Below are 20,282 nucleotides of genomic sequence, written 5' to 3'. Positions count from 1 at the left end.
GAGCTCCGGGATCACGAGACCCGGCCCCCCTCAAGTGCCCGACTTCCTCTGAATTACGCCACCCGGGGTCGGCTTGCGGGGGCTGTCGCCCCTTCCGTCCCCCATTCCCGTACAGAAAGACGATCGAGGAGCGCCGAAAGATTCCCAAGGAACGCAAAAATCCGGCCAACCGGCCAACTTCCCCGACGGGATGTCATGGGTTCAACTGCCCGACAGGGGGCGGCAATCTCCCCCATGAACGGACAACTCCCCGTGTCCGGTTCGCCGTGGGCGAGCGGTGCGGGCGGACGGCCCTTCGAGATACCCACGTGTCGGTAGTAGGCTCACGCCGTTTGTTGACGCACATGTGTGCCCCCGGGCCGGCGGGGGATGAGCTGGGGGAGGCCATGCGCTTTCGCGGGAAGTCGATCCGCCGGAAGATCGTGGCGCTGCTGCTCGTGCCCCTGATCGCACTGACCAGCGTCTGGGCGTTCGCCACGGTGCTGACGGGGCGTGCGGCGAGCGACCTCTTCCGAGTGGCCGACATCGTCGAGGAGATCGGCTTCCCCACCGAGGACACCATCCGTGTCCTCCAGCAGGAACGCCGCCAGACGCTGGTCCATCTCGCCGATCCGCGCGGCTCCGACGCCGCCGCGGCCCTCGAACGCAGCCGTACCGCCACGGACAAGGCCGTCGCGGCGTTCCGCGACCACGCCGAGAACGCGGACCTGAGGGACGAGATGGGCGGCGCCACCTCCCTGCGGCTCACCGCCATCCTGGACGCCCTCGACGGCCTCCCGGCGCTGCGCACGGGTGTCGACGACGGCACCGTCACCGTCACCCAGGGCCTCAATTTCTACAACCAGTTGGTGGACCCCTGCTTCGCCCTGCTGGCCAACCTCCCCGCGCTCGACAACGTGGAGATGGACAAGCAGGGCCGCGCCCTGGTCAACCTGGGCCGGGCCCGGGAGCTGCTCTCCCGCGAGGACGCCCTGTTCAGCTCGGTCCTCGTCGCCGGCCGGATCAGCCGCGACGAGATCCGCGACTTCTCCGACCTCGTGGCACAGCGGACGCTGCTGTACGACATCACCCTGCCGCTGCTGCCCTCCTCCGAACGCGACCACTTCGCCGGCTACTGGCGGAACGCGAACACGGCGCCCCTGCGCTCGGTCGAGCAGGACGTCATCGGCTCCGTCGCCGGACAGCGGGCGGGCGTCAGCGCCAAGAGCTGGGACAGCGCGGTGGAACCGGTGCTCTCCGACCTCCGTGACCTCAGCATCGAGGCGGGCGACCGCTACCAGGACCGCGTGCGTCCCCTGGCCACCAACGTCATCCTGAAGGCCGTCGTCGCCGGAGTCCTCGGTCTCTTCGCACTCCTGGTCTCGCTGTTCATGTCGGTTCGCATCGGCCGCGTCCTCATCCGCGACCTGCGCCGACTGCGCCAGGAGGCCCACGAGACGGCCGATGTGCGACTGCCCAGCGTGATGCGCCGGCTCGCCGCGGGCGAACAGGTCGACGTCGAGACCGAAGTGCCCCGCCTGGAGTACGACAAGAACGAGATCGGCGAGGTCAGCCAGGCGCTCAACACGCTCCAACGGGCCGCCGTCGAGGCCGCCGTCAAGCAGTCCGAACTCCGCAGCGGCATCTCCGAGGTCTTCGTCAACCTCGCCCGCCGCAGCCAGGTCCTGCTCCACAAGCAGCTCACCCTGCTCGACACCATGGAGCGGCGGACCGACGACACCGAGGAACTCGCGGACCTCTTCCGCCTCGACCACCTGACCACCCGTATGCGCCGGCACGCCGAGGGCCTGGTCATCCTCTCCGGCGCCGCCCCGTCGCGGCAGTGGCGCAAGCCCATCCAGCTGATGGACGTCGTCCGCGCCGCCGTCGCCGAGGTCGAGGACTACGAGCGCATCGAGGTCCGCCGGCTGCCCCGGGTCGCCGTCACCGGCCCCGCCGTGGCCGACCTCACCCACCTCGTCGCCGAACTCCTCGAGAACGCCACGGTGTTCTCGCCCCCGCACACCGCGGTGCAGGTCCTCGGCGAGCGTGTCGCCAACGGCTTCACCCTGGAGATCCACGACCGGGGCCTCGGCATGGCCGCCGAGGCGCTCCTCGACGCCAACCTGAAGCTGGCCGAGACGCCCGACTTCGAACTGTCCGACACCGACCGGCTCGGCCTCTTCGTGGTCAGCCGGCTCGCCCAGCGGCAGAAGGTCCGCGTCTCCCTCCAGCCCTCGCCGTACGGCGGCACCACGGCCGTGGTGTTCATCCCCGACGCGCTCCTCACCGACGACGTCCCCGACACCAACGGCATCGGCTTCCGCCTCGACCGCGCCCACCCCACCCGGGAGGCGCAGCTGGAGGAGGAGCGCAACGCCGCCCTCTCCCAGGTGCCGGTCCGGCTGCCCGGGCTCTCCGCCGCCATCCTCGACGGTCCGGTGGAGCTCGAGGCGCCTGTCGACCTGGACCCACTCGGCGGCTTCCCGAACACCCTGGGCGACGACACCGAAGGCGGCGAGCTGTTCCGCTCGCGCCGCCCCCGCACCGGGGTCGACGGCGACCCCCGGGCGGCACACGACGGCGAGGCGCAGCGGACGCCCCTCACCGACCCCGACCCCACGGTCGGCCCCGTACCGCTGCCGCAGCGCCGGACGCCGCACCTGATCAGCTCGCACGGTCGCCCGGTGACGGGCCAGAAGCCGCGCCGCCCGGAGGAGGAGGCCCCGCAGGGCCGCGAGGCGGGGATCACCGACCCACGGCCCTTCACCGCCCTGCGCGGCGACCGCGCCGAACCCTCGGCTCGCACCGGCGCCGACCGCACCGGATCCGCTCCGCTGTCCGACGCCTACCAGCCGGGGGCCCTGCCCGGCGGGGACGAGCCGCCGGCACTGCCCCAACGGCGGCGTACGACCGCGGCCGACGGCCCGGCACCGATCACACCGAGGCCGGTTCCCGGTGCGGCCACCCCACGTACGGACGCGACGGCCGACCAGGCAGAATCAGCTCCGAGCCCACTGCCGCGTCGAGTCCGACAGGCCAATCTGGCCCCGCAGTTGAAGGACGGCCTCGCCCGACGGGTCGAGCGCGAGAGGGCTCGCGCCGCCGACCGGCCGGACACCGCCGAACGCGACGCCGACGAAGTACGCAGCCGTATGGCCTCACTCCAGCGGGGCTGGCAGCGAGGCCGCGAGGAGAACGCCGAGGGCGAGGACGCCCGAGACGTCTCAGCACCACGAGGAACGACAGAGGGGGACGGTCGATGACCGCACCGAAGGCCGAAGGGCCCACCGCGACCGGCACGTCCGGCGAGCTGAACTGGCTCCTGGACGACCTGGTGGAGCGCGTCGCCAGCATCCGCAAGGCGCTCGTGCTCTCCGGCGACGGACTGCCCACGGGCGTCTCCAAGGAGCTCACCAGGGAGGACAGCGAGCACCTGGCCGCTGTCTCCTCCGGCTTCCACAGCCTCGCCAAGGGCGTCGGCCGCCACTTCGAGGCGGGCAACGTCCGCCAGACCGTGGTCGAACTCGACGAGGCCTTCCTCTTCGTCACGGCCGCCGGCGACGGCAGCGCCCTCGCCGTCCTCGCCGACGCCGAAGCCGACATCGGGCAGGTCGCGTACGAGATGACGCTGCTGGTCAAGCGGGTCGGCGTACATCTGGGCTCCGCCCCACGCACCGATCTGCCCCAGGGCGGGTAGTGGGATGGCATGAGCCGAGACGGTCAGGGAAGAAGCCACTGGTTCGACGACGAGGCCGGACCGGTGGTCCGTCCGTACGCCATGACGCGCGGCCGGACCAGCCACGCGGTGCAGCACCGCCTCGATCTCATCGCCGTGGTCGTCACGGAGCCCCATGCCGACGATGCGGAGGAGGACCACTCGCTCTCCCCGGAGCACGTCCGCATCGTCGAGATGTGCCGTGACACCCCGCAGTCGGTGGCCGAGCTGGGCGCCGAACTGGACCTGCCCGTCGGAGTGGTCCGTGTCCTCGTCGGTGACCTCGTCGACGAGGAACTGGTCCATGTGAATCGTCCAGTTCCGCCTGCCGAACTGGTGGACGAGAGTATTCTGCGCGACGTGATCAACGGCCTCCGGGCGCTGTGAGCAGGCCGCGGTCCGCCGTCGCGCGACAACCATCCAGCAGGAGAAGAGACCGATGATCCTCGGGCGCACTGAGCGCGGCACACCTCCGGTCGAGCCCGTCACGCTCAAGATCCTCGTGGCCGGCGGCTTCGGCGTGGGCAAGACGACCCTCGTCGGCGCGGTCAGTGAGATCAAGCCGCTGCGCACCGAGGAGGTGCTGACCGAGGCGGGCCGCCCGGTCGACGACACCACCGGTGTGGAGGGCAAGCACACCACCACCGTGGCCATGGACTTCGGGCGCATCACGCTGCGCGAGGACCTCGTCCTGTACCTCTTCGGCACACCCGGCCAGGACCGCTTCTGGTTCCTCTGGGACGAGCTGGCCGCCGGCGCCCTGGGCGCCGTGGTGCTCGCCGACACCCGCCGCCTGGAGGACTGCTTCGCCGCCGTCGACTACTTCGAGCGCCGCTCCATCCCCTTCGTGATCGGCGTCAACTGCTTCGACATGGCGGCGCGTTACCCGGAGCAGACCGTCCGCCAGGCACTCGACCTCGACCCTGACGTACCGGTCGTGCTGTGCGACGCGCGTCGGCGGGAGTCCGTCAAGGACGTCCTGGTCGCCGTCGTGCGGCACGCGATGGCGTACACCGCGGAGCACCGCCAGTCCGTCACGACCTGAGCACGACCTGAGCACGACCCGTACCCCCGCCGACCGGGGTACGGGCCGTGGCCTGAGACGCGCTCAAGCGACGTCGTCCTCGTGCCAGCCGAGGCTCTTCTCCACCGCCTTGCGCCAGTTGTGGTATTCGCGGTCACGGACGGAGCCCTCCATGGACGGTGTCCACTCGACGTCCTTGGCCCAGTGCGACTTCAGCTCGTCCAGGTCGTTCCACACCCCGGTGGCGAGCCCGGCCGCGTACGCGGCTCCCAGACACGTCGTCTCGGAGACCTTCGGGCGGATCACCGGGACGTCCAGAACGTCCGCCTGATGCTGCATCAGCAGGTTGTTCCGGGTCATGCCGCCGTCGACCTTCAGAGTCGTGATGCGCACCCCCGAGTCCTGGAACATGGCGTCCACGACCTCCCGGGTCTGCCAGCTCGTCGCCTCCAGCACCGCGCGCGCGAGATGTGCCTTGGTGACGTACCGCGTCAATCCGGTGATGACGCCGCGGGCGTCGGAGCGCCAGTACGGGGCGAACAGCCCCGAGAACGCGGGCACGATGTAGGCTCCGCCGTTGTCGTCGACGCTCGCCGCCAGCGATTCGATCTCGTCGGCGGTACGGATGATGCCGAGCTGGTCGCGGAACCACTGCACCAGGGCGCCCGTGATCGCGATCGACCCCTCCAGGCAGTACACCGGCGCCTCGTCACCGATCTTGTACCCCATGGTCGTGAGCAGTCCGCTCTTCGAGGGCACGGGCCGGTTGCCGGTGTTGAGCAGCAGGAAACTACCGGTGCCGTACGTGTTCTTCGCGGTGCCCACGTCGTAGCAGGCCTGCCCGAACACCGCCGCCTGCTGGTCGCCGAGAGCCGACGCCACGGGTACGCCCGCGAGTTGACCCACGGCCGTGCCGTACACCTCGGCGGAGGACCTGATCTCCGGGAGGACCGCCTCCGGGACGTCCATCGCGGAGAGGATCGAGGGGTCCCACTGGAGGGTCTCCAGATTCATCAGCATGGTGCGCCCCGCGTTGGTGACGTCGGTGACGTGCCGACCGCCGTCCGTGCCGCCGGTGAGGTTCCAGATCAGCCAGGAGTCGATCGTGCCGAAGGCGATCTCGCCGCGTTCGGCGCGGGTCCTGAGCCCCGGCACGTTGTCGAGCAGCCAGGCGGCCTTCGGGCCGGAGAAGTAGCTGGCCAGCGGCAGACCGGTCTGCTCGCGGAACCGGTCCTGCCCGTCGGAGCCGCCGAGTTCGGTGCAGAGCGCGGAGGTACGCGTGTCCTGCCAGACGATCGCGTTGTGCACGGGTTTGCCCGTGGTCCGGTCCCACAGGACGGTCGTCTCGCGCTGGTTGGTGATGCCGAGCGCGCTGATCTGGTCCGGGCGCAGGCCCGCCTTGGCGATCGCTCCGGCGACGACCGCCTGCACCTTCGACCAGATCTCGGTGGCGTCGTGCTCCACCCAGCCGGGCTTGGGGAAGATCTGGCGGTGTTCGCGCTGGTCGACGGCGACGATGGCGCCGCCCCGGTCGAAGATGATGCAACGGCTGGAGGTGGTGCCCTGGTCGATGGCGGCGACGTACTTCTGGGCGTTGTCCGGCATGACATCCCCTTACGTCTTACGTCGATACACGTCTTGCGTCTGTTGGGTCAGAAGGCGGCGTTGTAGACGAGGCCCGCGAGGATTCCGCCGGCCAGCGGGCCGACGACCGGGATCCAGGCGTAACCCCAGTCGGAGGTGCCCTTGTTCGGGATCGGCAGGAAGGTGTGGACGATGCGCGGGCCGAGGTCACGCGCCGGGTTGATCGCGTAGCCGGTGGGCCCGCCCAGGGAGAGGCCGATACCGACGACCAGGAACGACACCAGCAGCACGGAGATGCCGGAGCCGTAGACCCCGGCCTCTTCGCCGGGGATCTGGCCGATGCCTATCCCTGTGTTCCGGCCGAAGGCGAGGATCGGCAGCACCAGCGCGATCGTCGCGATGATCTCGGTGATCAGGTTGGCGACGGGGTTCCGGATCTCCGGGATGGTGGAGAAGATCCCGAGGGTCGGCGTCGGCTCGTCCGCCGTGCCCTGAGTGGTGCCCTCCTTGCGGACGTTCGCCTGGAACTGCGCGAGGTAGACGAGGTAGGCGAGGACCGCGCCGAGCATCGCGCCCACCATCTGGCCCAGCAGATACACCCAGACCTTGTCCCACGTTCCCGTGTCGACCGCGATCCCCACGGTCACCGCCGGGTTCAGGTGCCCGCCCGACAGGGGAGCGGCGGTGTAGGCACCGGCCAGGACGGCGAAGCCCCAGCCGAACGCGATGACGATCCAGCCCGATGCCCTCGCCTTCGAGAACCTGAGGGTGACGGCGGCGCACACTCCGGCGCCGAAGAGAATCAGGATCGCCGTACCGATGACCTCGCCGAGGAATATGTCTGCGTTGCTCATGGCGGCTCCTAGGCCCCGGCCCGGGGGTGATCGACCCCGGACCATGCGTGCAGGGTGCGTTCCCATGGCTACTTCAGCCGAAGGCAGGGAGAGTCCCGAGCCCCGCCCGGCGTCCGTGACGAGCGTGCCGTAGCAGCCGAATCGCCCGTGGGGGACGGCCCGATGGGCAGGCGGGAGACCCGAGCGGCGCAGTGCACAAAGACGCCCGAATGCGGCGATGCCGACTGACACCGGCAGTGTTCACCGGCACCCAGGGGGCGTCAAGAACACGGACGAACAATGGTTGGGGACGGCCGTCCCGTGCGGCGTTCGACACGACGGCCCAGCACCGCCGTCGGGGGTGCGGCCGGGGGAGGGGCATGGCGGTCAGGGGAGCGGCCGTCGGGGATCCGTCCACCGCTACCGAGCGGGTCGGCTTCCGGGCCTCGTCATGGCCCGCCGCAAGCCCGGGCGCGTAGGCGTGCGTACGGCCGCTGTGCGCCCTTGCTCGTTGGGTGGCCCCATGGAAGCCGCCTTCCACGTCCGTGCCGAACTCCGCCCCACCTGGGGGCCGCTGTCCTGGGCACCGACGCCGACGCCCGCGTACCACCCGACCGGCCGACCGGCGAGAAGCGGGCCCCCGCGCCCGTCACTCCGCTCGGGCACAGCCCGGCTGCCCTGCCCCCGCCCCCACCGCCTCGCCCCCGCGCCGCACCTCGTGCCCCGGTCGCCCGGCCCGCCCCAGCACCCAACTGGCGCCGCCCAGCGCCTTGGCGGCGCGTTTGAGCGGTGCCAGGTACGCGGCAGCCTCCCGATGATCGGTGACGCTGCCGGGGGAGCACACGACGGTGGCGAACGACAGCGTGACCGCGCTCCCGCCCACCGACCACGGGACGTCCAGCACCGCACCGGCCAACGGATCGAGTCCGTCCGGTTCGGCGAGGACCAGGAAGTCGTCACCCCCGATGTGGCCCACCCGGGCCGCCCCGGACGCGGCGCGCTGCAACGCCCGCCCCACGGACCGGATCAACTCGTCCCCGGCGGCGAACCCCGCCCCGTCGTTGACCTGTTTGAAGTGGTCGATGTCCAGCCAGCTCAACGCGACCGTACGCCCGGCCGCGATCCATCGGTCCACCTCGCCGGTGATCGCGTCCGAACCGGGCAGCCGCGTCAGTGGATTGAGACCCGCCGCCTCCTCGACCCGGCTCTCGGCGAGTGCCCGCAGCAGATCGGCCGGCCGCACGACGCCCACACACCGCCCGTACGGGTCGACCACCGCGACGTCGTCCGAGGTACGGTCCCGGTCGCCGAGCGCCACGATGTCGAGGACCTCCCAGGCCGTGGCGTCGACACGGACCGTTCGGGGCGGGTCGGCGAGCCTCGCCGCCGGCCGGTCGGCGTACAAGGCGTGCCCGTAGCGCCCCGACATCGACAGCAGGAACCGCGACCGGTGCACCGACCGCACCGGGCTCCCGCAGCCGTCCACGAGCAGCACCCCCGACACCTCGGGAGCCCCGGTGAGCAGCGCCCGCACCTCGGCCGCCGACGCCGACGCGGGCAACAGCGCGGCCGGCCGCAGGAACTGCCGTACCGAGGGCCCGGCGACGGGCGCCGGCGCCACGGGGGAGAGCCGCGGAACGTACACGTCCGCCGCGGGCAGCCGGGCGGCCGGCGCGAACAACTCGCCCTGCGCCAGCTGCGCGCCCGCCGCCATCGCTGCCGCGCACTGCGCCTCCGTCTCGACCCCCTCGACCGACAACAACGCGCCCACCTCGTCGCACAGCGTCCGCATCGCCCGCACCGCGGCGGGCCGTGCCAGCAGCGACGCGTCCAGCTTCACCAGGTGGGGCGCGAGATCCACCAGCAACCGCAGCGGTACGTCGCCCTCCCCGACCCCGTCGGCGCAGATCCGGAAACCCTCGCTCCTGAGCCCGGCGACCGCCTCCAGCAGGCCCGACCGGGGCACGTGCGCGTACGGCGGCACGATGTCGACGGTCACCTCCCACGGCAGCCGCCGCACGTCCCGTACGGCGTCCCGCAGTGCGGCGAGACCGCCCAGATCGGTCGGTGTCGCGGCGAAGACGTTCACATGCAGCGGCAGCAGCGTCTCCATCCGGGCCGCGGCACGGATCGCGGACGCGGCCAGCCGGCCGTCGAGTTCGGGGTCCCGGCGGGCCTCGGCCAGCACGTCACCGCTCTCGGGACGCGCGAGTATCTCCAGCGCCGAGACCCCGCCGGTTGTCAGGTTGACGATCGGCTGGAAGGCGAAGCGGAGCATGTCCGACCAGGAAGGCACGGCAGCATGATGACGTCGCCCGCGCCCGCCGGGACCCGGTTCATAAGCTGTTCACGCATGGTTTTCGCACCGGCACGGACTGTACGCACGTCTGCACGACTCCCTCGGACACCGTGGCGACCGGGCCGCTGCGCCGCCCGCACCCGACCGGATGCGTCACCGGACCGCGATCACCGCCGACCCGTGCCCGAACAACCCCTGATTCACACTGATGCCGACGCGCGCTCCCGCCACCTGCCGGTCACCCGCATCGCCCCGCAACTGCCGGACCAGCTCGCACACCTGGGCGATCGCCTGCGCCGGGACCGCCTCACCGAACGACGCGAGACCCCCGCTCGTGTTCACCGGTATCCGTCCGCCGAGCGCCGTCACCCCGTCCCGCAGCAGCTTCGCCGCCTCACCCTCGCCGCACAGCCCCAGGTCCTCGTACCACTGCAGTTCCAGCGCCGTGGACAGGTCGTAGACCTCGGCGAGCGACAGGTCGTCCGGTCCGAGACCCGCCTCCTCGTACGCCGCCCGTGCGATCGACGCCCGGAACGTCTCGGCAGCCGGTTCCACCGCCACCGCGGAGTCCGTCGCGATGTCCGGGAGGTCCAGCACCGTGTTGGGATAGTGCGGCGTCACCGTGGACACCGCGCGTACGCGCACGGGCCGGGCCACGCCGTGCCGCCGTGCGAACTCCATGCCGGACAGCACGAGGGCCGCACCCCCGTCCGAGGTCGCGCAGATGTCCATCAGCCGCAACGGGTCCGCGACGACGGGGGACCCCGCGACCTCCTCCGCGGTCACCCGCTTGCGGTACCGCGCGTACGGGTTGAGCGCCCCCAGCGCCGAGTTCTTCACCTTGACCCGGGCGAAGTCCTCCCGGGTGTCACCGTGCACCGCCATCCGGCGCCGCGCGTACAGCCCGAAGTAGGTCGGGTTGGTCGCGCCGAGAACCCGGAACCGCAGCCAGTCCGGGTCGTCCGGGCGATTCCCGCCCGCGGGCCGGAAGAACCCCTTCGGCGCCGAATCCGCCCCCACCACGAGCACGACGTCCGCGAGACCGCCGAGGATCTGCGCCCGGGCGGCGGCCACCGCCTGCGCCCCCGACGCGCAGGCCGCGTACACACTCGTGACCCGTGCCCCCTGCCAGCCCAGCGCCTTCGCGAAGGTCGCCCCGGCCACGTACCCCGGGTAGCCGCCACGCACCGTGTCCGCCCCGACGATCGAGCCGACGTCCCGCCAGCCGACCCCGGCGTCGTCCAGCGCCGCCCGCGCGGCGGCCGTGCCGTACTCGACGAAACTCCTTCCCCACTTGCCCCACGGGTGCATGCCCGCGCCGAGCACCGCCACGTCGTCCGTCATGCCGTCACCCCCGTCGGCCGCCAGTGCCACGTCGTCCAGGTCGTCTCCGGATCCTCGTTCAGCACGCCGGGGACGACCTCCACCTCCATGCCCACCGCCAGATCGGCGACGGTGACCCCGGGAACCGCCTGCCCCAGCACCACCAGACGCTCCGCGGCCAGTTCCACCGCGACCAACACGTACGGCTCCCACGGCAGGTCCGGATCGGACACGTACGGTGACGGAGGTCGGTATCGGCCGTCCGTGTACGACCACACGCGCCCCCGCCGGGACAGCGGCACCTCCCGCAGCTCGCCCCCGCCGCACCCGGGGTTGCGGCAGAAGACGTCCTCGCGGGGGAAGAACACCGAGGCACACGTCGAGCAGCGCGTGCCGAGCAGACGGAACTCGTCGCCCTCCCCGGTGAACCAGCCGGCGACCACAGGCGTGCGACTACGCGACAACGCGCCTCCCCGACAAGAGATCTGATGAACCGTCAGAAGTTTGTCACGGGCGGCGGAAATTGAGCAGGCCCCGGAGCGAACCAACGAGCCCCATTCGGCGTCGCAGTATCCGGAGGGGTGGCCGGGGCCGACGGGGGTGGTTCCGGCCACCCCTCCTCATGCCGTCCACCGGCCGCGATGGCGCATTGCGTCGCCCGAACAGGACGACCAGCAGATGATCGGATACAGTCCGCCGCGTGTCCGCAAATCAACACCCAACCGCCAACTCCGCACCGGACTCGCATTGTTCCGGTTGCGGAGCGCCCTACGGTGAGGGCGTTTCCGGCTGGCCCCGCACCTGCGAGGCCTGCCACACCGTGGCCTACCGCAACCCGCTGCCCGTCGCGGTGGCCCTCCAGCCCGTGTACGACACCAAGGGCACAGCCCTCGTGGTGATCACACGGACCATCGCCCCCGCACGCGGGGGCACCGCCCTGCCCGGCGGCTTCATCGACCACCGGGAGGACTGGCGGCACGCCGTCGTCCGCGAGCTCAAGGAGGAGACGGGCATCTGCGCGGCCGACCGCGACGTCCGCCTCGCCGACGCCATGAGCTCACCCGACGGCCATCTGCTCCTGTTCGGGCTGCTCCCCGAACGCCCGGCAGCCAACCTCCCGCCGCCCGCGGCCACCGACGAGACGGAGGGCTGGCACCTGCTGCGCAGACCGGCCGAACTCGCCTTCCCGCTGCACACCCTGGCGGTACAGGCGTTCTTCGACGGCCGCTACATCTGAGCCGGACCCGCGCTCACCCCCGGTCGAGCCCACGCACCCGCACCGGGTACGAGGGCTCGACCGGCCCCTCCTCCCCGTCCCGCTCCACGACCACACGCCGCCCCTCCCAGCGCGTCGTGTACCGCTCGACCTCCGGCTCGTTCCAGCCGTCGCCCGCGTCCGGCACCACGAGCCCGCCCCCCGTCCGCCCGCGCGCGGGTGCCCACACCTCCAGCTCCAGGCCGCCGTCGGCGCCCCGGACCGGCACCACGGCACCCGCGCGCGCGAGAACGGGGATCCTCGACAACGGCGCGTCCACCAGCACGCGACCGGGCCCCTGGTACGCCTTCCCCGTCACCGTGTCGTACCAGCGCCCCCGAGGCAGCTGCACGGCACGCCTGTCCGCACCCGGCTCCAGCACCGGCGCCACCAGCAGACAGCCCCCCAGCAGGAACGCGTCCTCGCAGTCCCGCAGCGCCCGGTCCTCCGGCGCACCCCACCACACCGGGCGCACATAGGGCGCCCCCGTGCGCCGCGCCTTATGGGCCAGCGTCATGAAGTACGGCAGCAGCCGCCGCCGCTCGACGAGCGCCACCCGCGCGTGCTCGACGACCTCGTCCCCGAACTCCCACGGCTCCCTGCGCCCAGCCCGCATGCTGGCGTGCGTGCGGAACAGCGGCAGATACGCCCCCAGCTGGAACCACCGCAGGAACAGCTCGGGCGACGGGCTCCCGTCGAAGCCGCCCACATCCGGACCCGAGTACGGCACTCCGCACAGTCCGAGCCCCAGCACCAGCGCCAGCGACGCCCGCAGCCCCGGCCAGCCCGTCGCCACGTCCCCGGACCACGCGCCCCCGTAGCGCTGCATACCCACCCACCCGGAACGCGAGAACACGAACGGCCGCTCCTGGGGCACCAGCTCACGCAGCCCCTCGTAGCCGGCCCGCGCCATGCACAACGCGTACACGTTGTGCGCCTCCCGATGGTCGCCGCCCCGGCCCTCCAGGTCGTGCCGGGCCGACCGGGGCAACGTGTTCTCCCCGAACGCCACGAACGACGTCGGCTCGTTCATGTCGTGCCAGAACCCCGCGAAGCCCTGCGCGAGCCTCTCCTCGTACAGACCGCCCCACCACGCGCGCGTACGCGCCCGCGTGAAGTCCGGGAAGACCGACTCCCCGGGCCACACCAGCCCCTCCACGACCCGCCCCGCGGCATCCCGCACGAACGCGTCCTCGGCCGTCCCGCTGTCGTACACGGCATTGCCGGGCCGCGCCGGCACCGCCGCGTCGACGATCGACACCAGCCGGATCCCCTGCCCCCGCAGTTCCTCGGCGAGGTCAGGCAACTTCGGGAAGCGCTCGGCGTCCACCGTGAACACCTGATGGCCGTCGAAGTGGTCGATGTCCAGATGGACCGCGTCGAGCGGCAGCCCGTGCTCCCGGTACCCCGCGACGATCCGCCGCACCTCCTGCTCGCTGCCGAACCCCCACCGCGCGTGATGGTGTCCCAGCGCCCACGCCGGCGGCAGCGCCGGAGCCCCCGTGAGCGCCGCCCAGGCATGCAGCACGCGCGCGGGAGTACCGACCATCACCCAGCAGCGCAGCGGCCCCCCTGACATCCGCAGCTCCGACGCGCCCATCCGGTCGTGCCCCGACCCCGCGCCCTCCTCGCCCTCGCGCAACGTCACCGTGCCGTCCCACGTGGTGTCGTGGAAGACCAGATGCGTCCCCGCGTCGGCCACCACCATCTGCACGGGCATCGTGATGTACAGCGGATCATCGCCAGGCCTGAACGCGTGCCCGGGATCCGTGTTCCACAGGCGATACGTTCCCGCACGCAGCCGGGGCCCGGCCGCGCGCCCGCCCAGACCGAAGAACCGGGCATCGGCCGCTACCTCCGAGCGCTGCGTCCACCGCGCCTCACCCCCACCGACCGGCTCCCACCACCGCGGCGGCAGATCACGCCGCAACGTCACCCCACCGGGCGTACACACCTCGACCGCCCCGAACCGCGACACCACGACCGTCACCCGCTCGGCCACGACCCGCCAGCCGCCGTCCTTGTGCGGCTCCAGCATGGCCCGCGGATCCGGCTCCGGGCACCGGCCCGCGACGGCGTACGACGGCTCCTGCCCGGCCCCGTCCCAGCCCCAGAAAACGGCCCCGTTCACATCGACGATGATCCGCAACTCCGACCGGCCGAACCGCACGACCCCACCGCCGGGCCCCGGCTCCACATCCCGGACCGACCCCGGCACCCGCGCCCGTTCGGCGCCCCGCGCCACCAACCCGGTGGCATCGGAACGCCTCCTGCGCCACGCGGCCCGGACGGTTCGAAGCCCTTGCACCGCCCCCGCCGAACCGATCGCCTTCACCGAACGCACCAGGTCACGACCCTCCATGCCGCTCACCCTGCCACTGACCGGCCCGTTTGTGTGAGTCGTTCAACTTCCGTTCACCCATGGTGACGGCACACTTCATGTCGCCGACCATCCGCGGCGCACCCTGGTGCCGAAGTCGATCACATGGCATCGTCCGTGGTGGCCGCGTCACGCGCACACCCCGCTCGTGCGCGCCAGACGCACACGACGCGCACAGTCCGGGAGCCGACCCATGACCTCAGCGAACCCCTCGCCGCTCTGGCGGCCCGACGCGGACCGCATCGCCCGGGCCCGGATCACCCGGTTCCAGGCCTGGGCGGCCGAGCACCACGGAGCCCCCGCCGAAGGCGGATACCCGGCCCTGCACCGCTGGTCCGTCGACGAACTCGAGACCTTCTGGAAGGCCGTCACCGAGTGGTTCGACGTACGGTTCTCCACGCCCTACGCGCGCGTGCTCGGCGACCGCGCCATGCCCGGCGCCCAGTGGTTTCCCGGCGCCACCCTGAACTACGCCGAACACGCCCTCCGCGCGGCCGCCACCCGCGCCGACGAACCGGCCCTGCTCCACGTCGACGAGACCCACGAACCACGCCCCGTGACCTGGGCCGAACTGCGCCGCCAGGTCGGCTCCCTCGCCGCCGAACTACGCGCCCTCGGCGTACGCCCGGGAGACCGCGTCAGCGGCTACCTCCCGAACATCCCCCAGGCCGTCGTCGCCCTCCTCGCCACGGCCGCCGTCGGCGGCGTGTGGACGTCCTGCGCTCCCGACTTCGGCGCCCGCAGCGTCCTCGACCGCTTCCAGCAGGTCGAGCCGGTCGTCCTGTTCACCGTCGACGGCTACCGCTACGGCGGAAAGGACCACGACCGCCGGGACATCGTCGCCGAACTCCGCCGCGAACTGCCCACCCTGCGCGCCGTCGTCCACATCCCCCTCCTTGGCACCGACGCCCCCGACGGGGCCCTGCAGTGGTCCGCCCTCACCTCTGCGGACATCGAACCCACCTTCGAACAGGTGCCCTTCGACCACCCCCTGTGGGTGCTCTACTCGTCCGGCACCACCGGCCTCCCCAAGGCCCTCGTCCAGTCCCAGGGCGGCATCCTGATCGAGCACCTCAAACAGCTCGGCCTGCACTGCGACCTCGGCCCCGAGGACCGCTTCTTCTGGTACACCTCCACCGGCTGGATGATGTGGAACTTCCTCGTCTCCGGCCTCCTCACCGGAACCACGGTCGTCCTCTACGACGGCAGCCCCGGGTACCCCGACACCGGCGCCCAGTGGCGCGTCGCCGAACGCACCGGCGCCACCCTGTACGGCACCTCCGCCGCCTATGTCATGGCCTGCCGCAAGGCCGGCATCCACCCCGGCCGCGACTACGACCTCTCCCGCGTCCAGTGCGTCGGCACCACCGGCTCCCCGCTCCCGCCCGACGGCTTCCGCTGGCTCCACGACGAGGTCCGCGAGGACCTCTGGATCGCCTCCGTCAGCGGCGGCACCGACGTCTGCTCCTGCTTCGCCGGAGCCGTCCCCACCCTCCCCGTCCACATCGGCGAACTCCAGGCACCCTGCCTCGGCACCGACCTCCAGTCCTGGGACCCCAGCGGCAAACCTCTCACCGACGAGGTCGGCGAACTCGTCGTCACCAACCCCATGCCGTCCATGCCGATCCACTTCTGGAACGACCCCGACGGCACCCGCTACCACGACAGCTACTTCGACACCTACCCCGGCGCCTGGCGACACGGCGACTGGATCACCGTCACCTCACGCGGCTCCGTCGTCATCCACGGCCGCTCCGACTCCACGCTCAACCGCCAGGGCGTCCGCATGGGCTCGGCCGACATCTACGAAGCCGTGGAACGGCTCCCGGAGATCAAGGAATCCCTCGTCATCGGCATCGAACAGCCCGACGGCGGCTACTGGATGCCCCTCTTCGTGCACCTCAGCCCCGGATCGACCCTCGACGAAAAACTCCGGGACCGCATCAAGCGGACCATCCGCCAGGAGCTCTCCCCGCGCCACGTACCCGACGAGATCATCGAGGTCCCCGGAATCCCCCACACGCTCACCGGCAAACGCATCGAGGTCCCCGTCAAGCGCCTTCTCCAGGGCACCCCCCTGGAGAAGGCGGTCAATCCCGGCTCCATCGACAACCTCGACCTGCTGCGCTTCTACCAGGACCTGGCCCGCGAACGAGCCTGACGCGGACCGGGCGCCGTGAGCCGGACACCGGGCCGGCACCCGTTGTCAGTGGGTCCGGTTACTGTGAGTGAGCATTGATCGACTGCTCGCACAGGGGGAGAACCATGGCACACACCGGCCACCAGAGCATGCGAAGGGTCCTGCGCCGCGAGATCGCGGGCACCATCGGCCTGCTCGCGGACGAGCACGACTTCACGGCCATGCGGCGCTACCGCAGCTTCACCTTCGACGACCACACCACCTACCTCGACCAAGTGGAAGCCCTGCTCCGCACCCGAGCCGAGCAGGGCAACCACACCACCGTCGCCCTCTTCGACCCCGAGGAGTACGCGCAATTCTGCGCCGACACGGGTCTCGAACCGGACACCCCCTCCAGCCGCACCCGCTTCACCGCCGAACTGGCCGCGACGGGCGCCGCCGTCCCCTACGAAGGACAGTCCCTCACCGAACTCGTCCCCGAACTGATCGACGAGGCGGTCCGCCAGGCCACCTGGGAATACGCCACCACACTCCTCGCCCAGATCGGTGCCTGCGTCTGCTGCGGCGAGGACATCGGACGCGCGGCCTTCGCCCGGGCCATGGAACTGCTCACCCGCATCCTCGACACGGCAGGCCCCGGCGAACGCCACCTCGTGTGCAGCGTCTCCTCCAAGCCCCAGGCACTCGTCGCCGTCCTCCGCGCGGACCAGGGCCCCGACGGCGCCACCCGCCTGGACGACACGGAAGCCCTGGAGTTCGCCACCGTCCTCGCCCTGGGCATCGCCACTCGCAGCCCCGCTGGACTCGTCATGCGCACCACCGCCCCCGACACCACCGACCGGGTCTACGGCTGGCGTCTGCGCGGCGAAGGCCTCGAACCCCTCACCGCGGGCGAGGTCTTCGACGCCTACTGCACCGACGTGGACTCCGGCGACCTCGTCTCACCGGAGTCCGGCGTCGACTACTGCACCCCGCCCGACCTCGGGGACGACCTCGGCCGGGGAGGCACCGCCCCGGACGGACACCTCCACTGAACGCGGAGGGGCGCTCCACCCGCTGCAGGTGGAGCGCCCCTCGGCCTCAACCGATCACCGCCACGTCACTCGCCGGACAGCACCGCCTGAGCAGCACTGCGCGCCTCTTCCGCCGTGTCCGCCGCCCGAGCGGCAGCCGCAGCACGCTCGCACTGGGCCAGCGTGTACTTCGCCAGCGTCGCCCGCACGTACGGAATCGACGCCGCCCCCATGGACAGGGAGGTGACTCCCAGCCCCGTCAACACACACGCGAGCAGCGGATCCGACGCCGCCTCACCGCACACACCGCAGCTCTTGCCCTCGGCCCTCGCGGCCTCCGCGGACAGCGCCACCAGGTCGAGCAGCGCGGGCTGCCACGGATCCTGCAGCCGCGACACCGCACCCACCTGCCGGTCTGCCGCGAACGTGTACTGCGCGAGGTCATTGGTCCCCAGCGAAAGGAACTCGACCTCCTGCAGGATCGACCGCGCCCGCAGAGCAGCCGACGGGATCTCGACCATGGCACCGAACTTGGCCCGCAGTCCGGCCTCACGGCACGCGTCGGCGAACGCCTTCGCATCCGTGCGGTCAGCGACCATCGGCGCCATGACCTCGAGATAGACGGGCAGTCCCTCCGCGGCCTTGGCGAGCGCCGTCAGCTGCGTGCGCAGCACCTCCGGGTGGTCCAGCAGCGTCCTCAGCCCCCGCACACCGAGCGCCGGGTTCGGCTCGTCGGCCGGAGTCAGGAAGTCCAGCGGCTTGTCGGCGCCCGCATCGAGCACGCGTACGACCACCCGCCCCTCGGGAAAGGCCTCCAGCACCTTCCGGTACGCCTCGACCTGCTTCTCCTCCGAGGGCGCCTGCTTGCTGTCGTCCAGGAAGAGGAACTCGGTACGGAAGAGACCGACACCCTCGGCCCCGGCCTCCACGGCCGCCGGCACGTCGGAGGGACCGCCCACATTGGCCAGCAGCGGCACCTTGTGCCCGTCGGAGGTGGCCCCCGGACCGCTGGACGCTGCCAACGCGGCCTTGCGCTCTGCGGCGGCGGACTCCAGTTCGGCCTTCTTCTCCGCACTCGGGTTCACGAAGATCTCACCGGTGCTGCCGTCCACGGCGATCACCGTGCCCTCGGCGAGCTCCCCGGCCCCCGGCAGCGCCACCACGGCCGGCACACCGAGCGCCCGCGCCAGGATCGCGCTGTGACTGGTCGGCCCGCCCTCCTCGGTGACGAAACCGAGCACGAGAGTCGGGTCGAGCAGCGCCGTGTCCGCAGGCGCCAGATCACGGGCGATGAGGACATACGGCTCGTCACTGTCCGGCACCCCCGGCATGGGGACCCCGAGCAACCGGGCGACGATACGGTTCCGCACGTCGTCGAGGTCGGCCACCCGGCCCGCGAGGTACTCACCGGCACCCGCCAGCAGAGCGCGGTACGCGGCGAAGGCGTCGTAGACCGCCCGCTCCGCCGTGCTCCCCACGGCGATTCGGCGTTCCACATCCGCCATCAGTTCCGGGTCCTGCGCCATCAGCGCCTGGGCTTCGAGCACCGCCTGGGCCTCTCCGCCCGCCAGGTTGCCGCGCGCCGTCAAGTCGGCCGCGACGGCGTCCACCGCCTTGCGGGCCCGTCCCTGCTCGCGCTCCGCGTCCTCCGCCGGTATCTGCTTGGCCGGCGGTTCCAGGACCGCCGTGCCCATGTGCCGAACCTCGCCGATGGCCACACCGTGGCTCACACCGACGCCTCGCAGCGTTGTCTCCATCTCACCCGTCTCCGGTAGGGCGGCGGACCCCGCCGCCGCGGTGGTTGTCGAACTTGCCGTGCGGTACGGACCTGGCGTCACTGCCAGCCGAAGAGCGCGTCACCGGTCTTCACATCGCCGTCCAGGCGGAGATCGGAGAGTGCGTCCGCTGTGGCCTCCAGGGCAACGACAGGACAGATCGGCGACTTGCCCGTGGCCTCGACGGCGGCGGGGTCCCAGCGGACCACGGCCTGACCACGCTGGACGGTGTCGCCCTTGTTGACGAGCAGCTCGAACCCTTCGCCGTTCAGCTGCACGGTGTCGATCCCGAGATGCGTCAGCACACCGTGTCCCTCACTGTCGACCACGACGAACGCGTGCGGGTGCAGCGAGACGATGACTCCGTCCACGGGGGAGACGGCGTCGGTCGCGTCACGCGCGGGGTCGATCGCAGTGCCGGGGCCCACCATGGCTCCCGAGAAGACGGGGTCCGGTACGGCGGCCAGTCCGATGGCGCGTCCGGCAAGCGGGGACGTCACGGTGGTCATGGGAAGCCTCCCAGGGGTGGAGCTGCGTACGAGCCGTCACCGCTTGTCTCGCGCGGCACTGCCCAGCAGCGTATGTCAGATGCAGGGTTCCGCACGGAAGATACCGCCTAGTGGTCTAGACCACCAGTCCAAGCGATTTGCACGCGCTCCGGAGCCCGCTGTACAGTCGTAGACCTGCTCGGGGCCGAGCGGCGCCACTGCGCGTCCCGCCCTAAGCGGCATCCAACTTGTCAGATCCTATCTCAGGGTCCCTTCCGCATGTCTGCGGGAGAGTGGTCAGAGAGACGGAAAAACACTGATAGAGTCGGAAACGCAAGACCGAAGGGAAGCGCCCGGAGGAAAGCCCGAGAAGATGCTCGGGTGAGTACAAAGGAAGCGTCCGTTCCTTGAGAACTCAACAGCGTGCCAAAAATCAACGCCAGATATGTTGATACCCCGTCCATCGGACAA

Annotated in this window: 15 protein-coding genes; 7 read left to right on the top strand and 8 right to left on the bottom strand. The window is 71.4% G+C overall.

What is annotated here, in order from left to right; all coding sequences use genetic code 11:
• Positions 1 to 386: 386 nt before the first annotated feature.
• From ACZ43N_RS33935 to ACZ43N_RS33920, 4 genes are read left to right on the top strand one after another with little or no spacing between them, the layout of a single operon-like run.
• Complete coding sequence (locus tag ACZ43N_RS33935) at positions 387 to 3,245, top strand: sensor histidine kinase (RefSeq protein ID WP_468102897.1); 2,859 nt, start codon at positions 387 to 389, stop codon at positions 3,243 to 3,245.
• Positions 3,242 to 3,679 carry a roadblock/LC7 domain-containing protein gene (locus ACZ43N_RS33930; protein WP_055717220.1) on the top strand — a complete coding sequence of 146 codons (438 nt, stop codon included), beginning with the start codon at positions 3,242 to 3,244 and terminating at the stop codon, positions 3,677 to 3,679. Before ACZ43N_RS33935 ends, ACZ43N_RS33930 begins: the two co-directional genes overlap by 4 nt.
• 9 nt (positions 3,680 to 3,688) lie before the next feature.
• The gene (locus ACZ43N_RS33925; RefSeq protein WP_468102896.1) at positions 3,689 to 4,084 is read left to right on the top strand and encodes a DUF742 domain-containing protein; all 396 of its coding nucleotides are present in this window, start codon (positions 3,689 to 3,691) and stop codon (positions 4,082 to 4,084) included.
• Between the two features lie 52 nt (positions 4,085 to 4,136).
• Entirely contained in the window at positions 4,137 to 4,742 is a 606-nt protein-coding gene (locus ACZ43N_RS33920) for a GTP-binding protein (RefSeq protein ID WP_468102895.1), read from the top strand.
• A gap of 63 nt (positions 4,743 to 4,805) precedes the next feature.
• Here the strand turns inward: ACZ43N_RS33920 and glpK are convergent, their stop codons facing one another.
• The 5 genes from glpK to ACZ43N_RS33895 all read right to left on the bottom strand — a co-directional run bounded on the left by glpK (position 4,806) and on the right by ACZ43N_RS33895 (position 11,203).
• A complete protein-coding gene (gene glpK / locus ACZ43N_RS33915; RefSeq protein WP_468102894.1) occupies positions 4,806 to 6,326 on the bottom strand; it encodes a glycerol kinase GlpK in 1,521 nt (506 codons plus the stop codon).
• Positions 6,327 to 6,373: 47 nt separating this feature from the next.
• The gene (locus ACZ43N_RS33910; protein WP_468102893.1) at positions 6,374 to 7,159 is read right to left on the bottom strand and encodes an MIP/aquaporin family protein; all 786 of its coding nucleotides are present in this window, start codon (positions 7,157 to 7,159) and stop codon (positions 6,374 to 6,376) included.
• A 628-nt stretch (positions 7,160 to 7,787) separates the two neighbouring features.
• Complete coding sequence (locus ACZ43N_RS33905; protein ID WP_468102892.1) at positions 7,788 to 9,434, bottom strand: EAL domain-containing protein; 1,647 nt, start codon at positions 9,432 to 9,434, stop codon at positions 7,788 to 7,790.
• 156 nt (positions 9,435 to 9,590) lie between these two features.
• Entirely contained in the window at positions 9,591 to 10,781 is a 1,191-nt protein-coding gene (locus ACZ43N_RS33900; RefSeq protein ID WP_468102891.1) for a lipid-transfer protein, read from the bottom strand.
• The gene (locus ACZ43N_RS33895; protein WP_468102978.1) at positions 10,778 to 11,203 is read right to left on the bottom strand and encodes a Zn-ribbon domain-containing OB-fold protein; all 426 of its coding nucleotides are present in this window, start codon (positions 11,201 to 11,203) and stop codon (positions 10,778 to 10,780) included. The genes ACZ43N_RS33900 and ACZ43N_RS33895 overlap by 4 nt, the downstream gene beginning before the upstream one ends.
• A 257-nt stretch (positions 11,204 to 11,460) precedes the next feature.
• On the opposite strand from ACZ43N_RS33895, the gene ACZ43N_RS33890 reads away from it, so the two are divergent.
• Positions 11,461 to 11,997 carry an NUDIX domain-containing protein gene (locus ACZ43N_RS33890; RefSeq protein ID WP_468102890.1) on the top strand — a complete coding sequence of 179 codons (537 nt, stop codon included), beginning with the start codon at positions 11,461 to 11,463 and terminating at the stop codon, positions 11,995 to 11,997.
• 13 nt (positions 11,998 to 12,010) lie between these two features.
• On the opposite strand, the gene ACZ43N_RS33885 is transcribed toward ACZ43N_RS33890, so the two are convergent.
• On the bottom strand, positions 12,011 to 14,377 hold the full coding sequence (locus ACZ43N_RS33885; protein WP_468102889.1) for a glycoside hydrolase family 31 protein: 2,367 nt from the start codon (positions 14,375 to 14,377) through the stop codon (positions 12,011 to 12,013).
• 211 nt (positions 14,378 to 14,588) lie between these two features.
• Here ACZ43N_RS33885 and ACZ43N_RS33880 point away from each other — a divergent pair, with 211 nt between their 5' ends.
• Both ACZ43N_RS33880 and ACZ43N_RS33875 read left to right on the top strand, forming a co-directional pair.
• On the top strand, positions 14,589 to 16,556 hold the full coding sequence (locus tag ACZ43N_RS33880; protein WP_468102888.1) for an acetoacetate--CoA ligase: 1,968 nt from the start codon (positions 14,589 to 14,591) through the stop codon (positions 16,554 to 16,556).
• A 104-nt stretch (positions 16,557 to 16,660) separates the two neighbouring features.
• Positions 16,661 to 17,569: a hypothetical protein gene (locus tag ACZ43N_RS33875; RefSeq protein ID WP_468102887.1), complete on the top strand. Its 909-nt coding sequence runs from the start codon at positions 16,661 to 16,663 to the stop codon at positions 17,567 to 17,569.
• 65 nt (positions 17,570 to 17,634) lie between these two features.
• On the opposite strand, the gene ptsP is transcribed toward ACZ43N_RS33875, so the two are convergent.
• On the bottom strand, positions 17,635 to 19,305 hold the full coding sequence (ptsP, locus tag ACZ43N_RS33870; protein ID WP_468102886.1) for a phosphoenolpyruvate--protein phosphotransferase: 1,671 nt from the start codon (positions 19,303 to 19,305) through the stop codon (positions 17,635 to 17,637).
• A 77-nt stretch (positions 19,306 to 19,382) separates the two neighbouring features.
• Entirely contained in the window at positions 19,383 to 19,832 is a 450-nt protein-coding gene (locus ACZ43N_RS33865) for a PTS sugar transporter subunit IIA (RefSeq protein ID WP_468102885.1), read from the bottom strand.
• Positions 19,833 to 20,282: the final 450 nt, after the last annotated feature.

This window comes from Streptomyces sp. NPDC030814, assembly GCF_055572155.1.
Note: the sequence above shows the minus strand (reverse complement) of the source record. Positions and strands in the feature narration are given on the sequence as shown.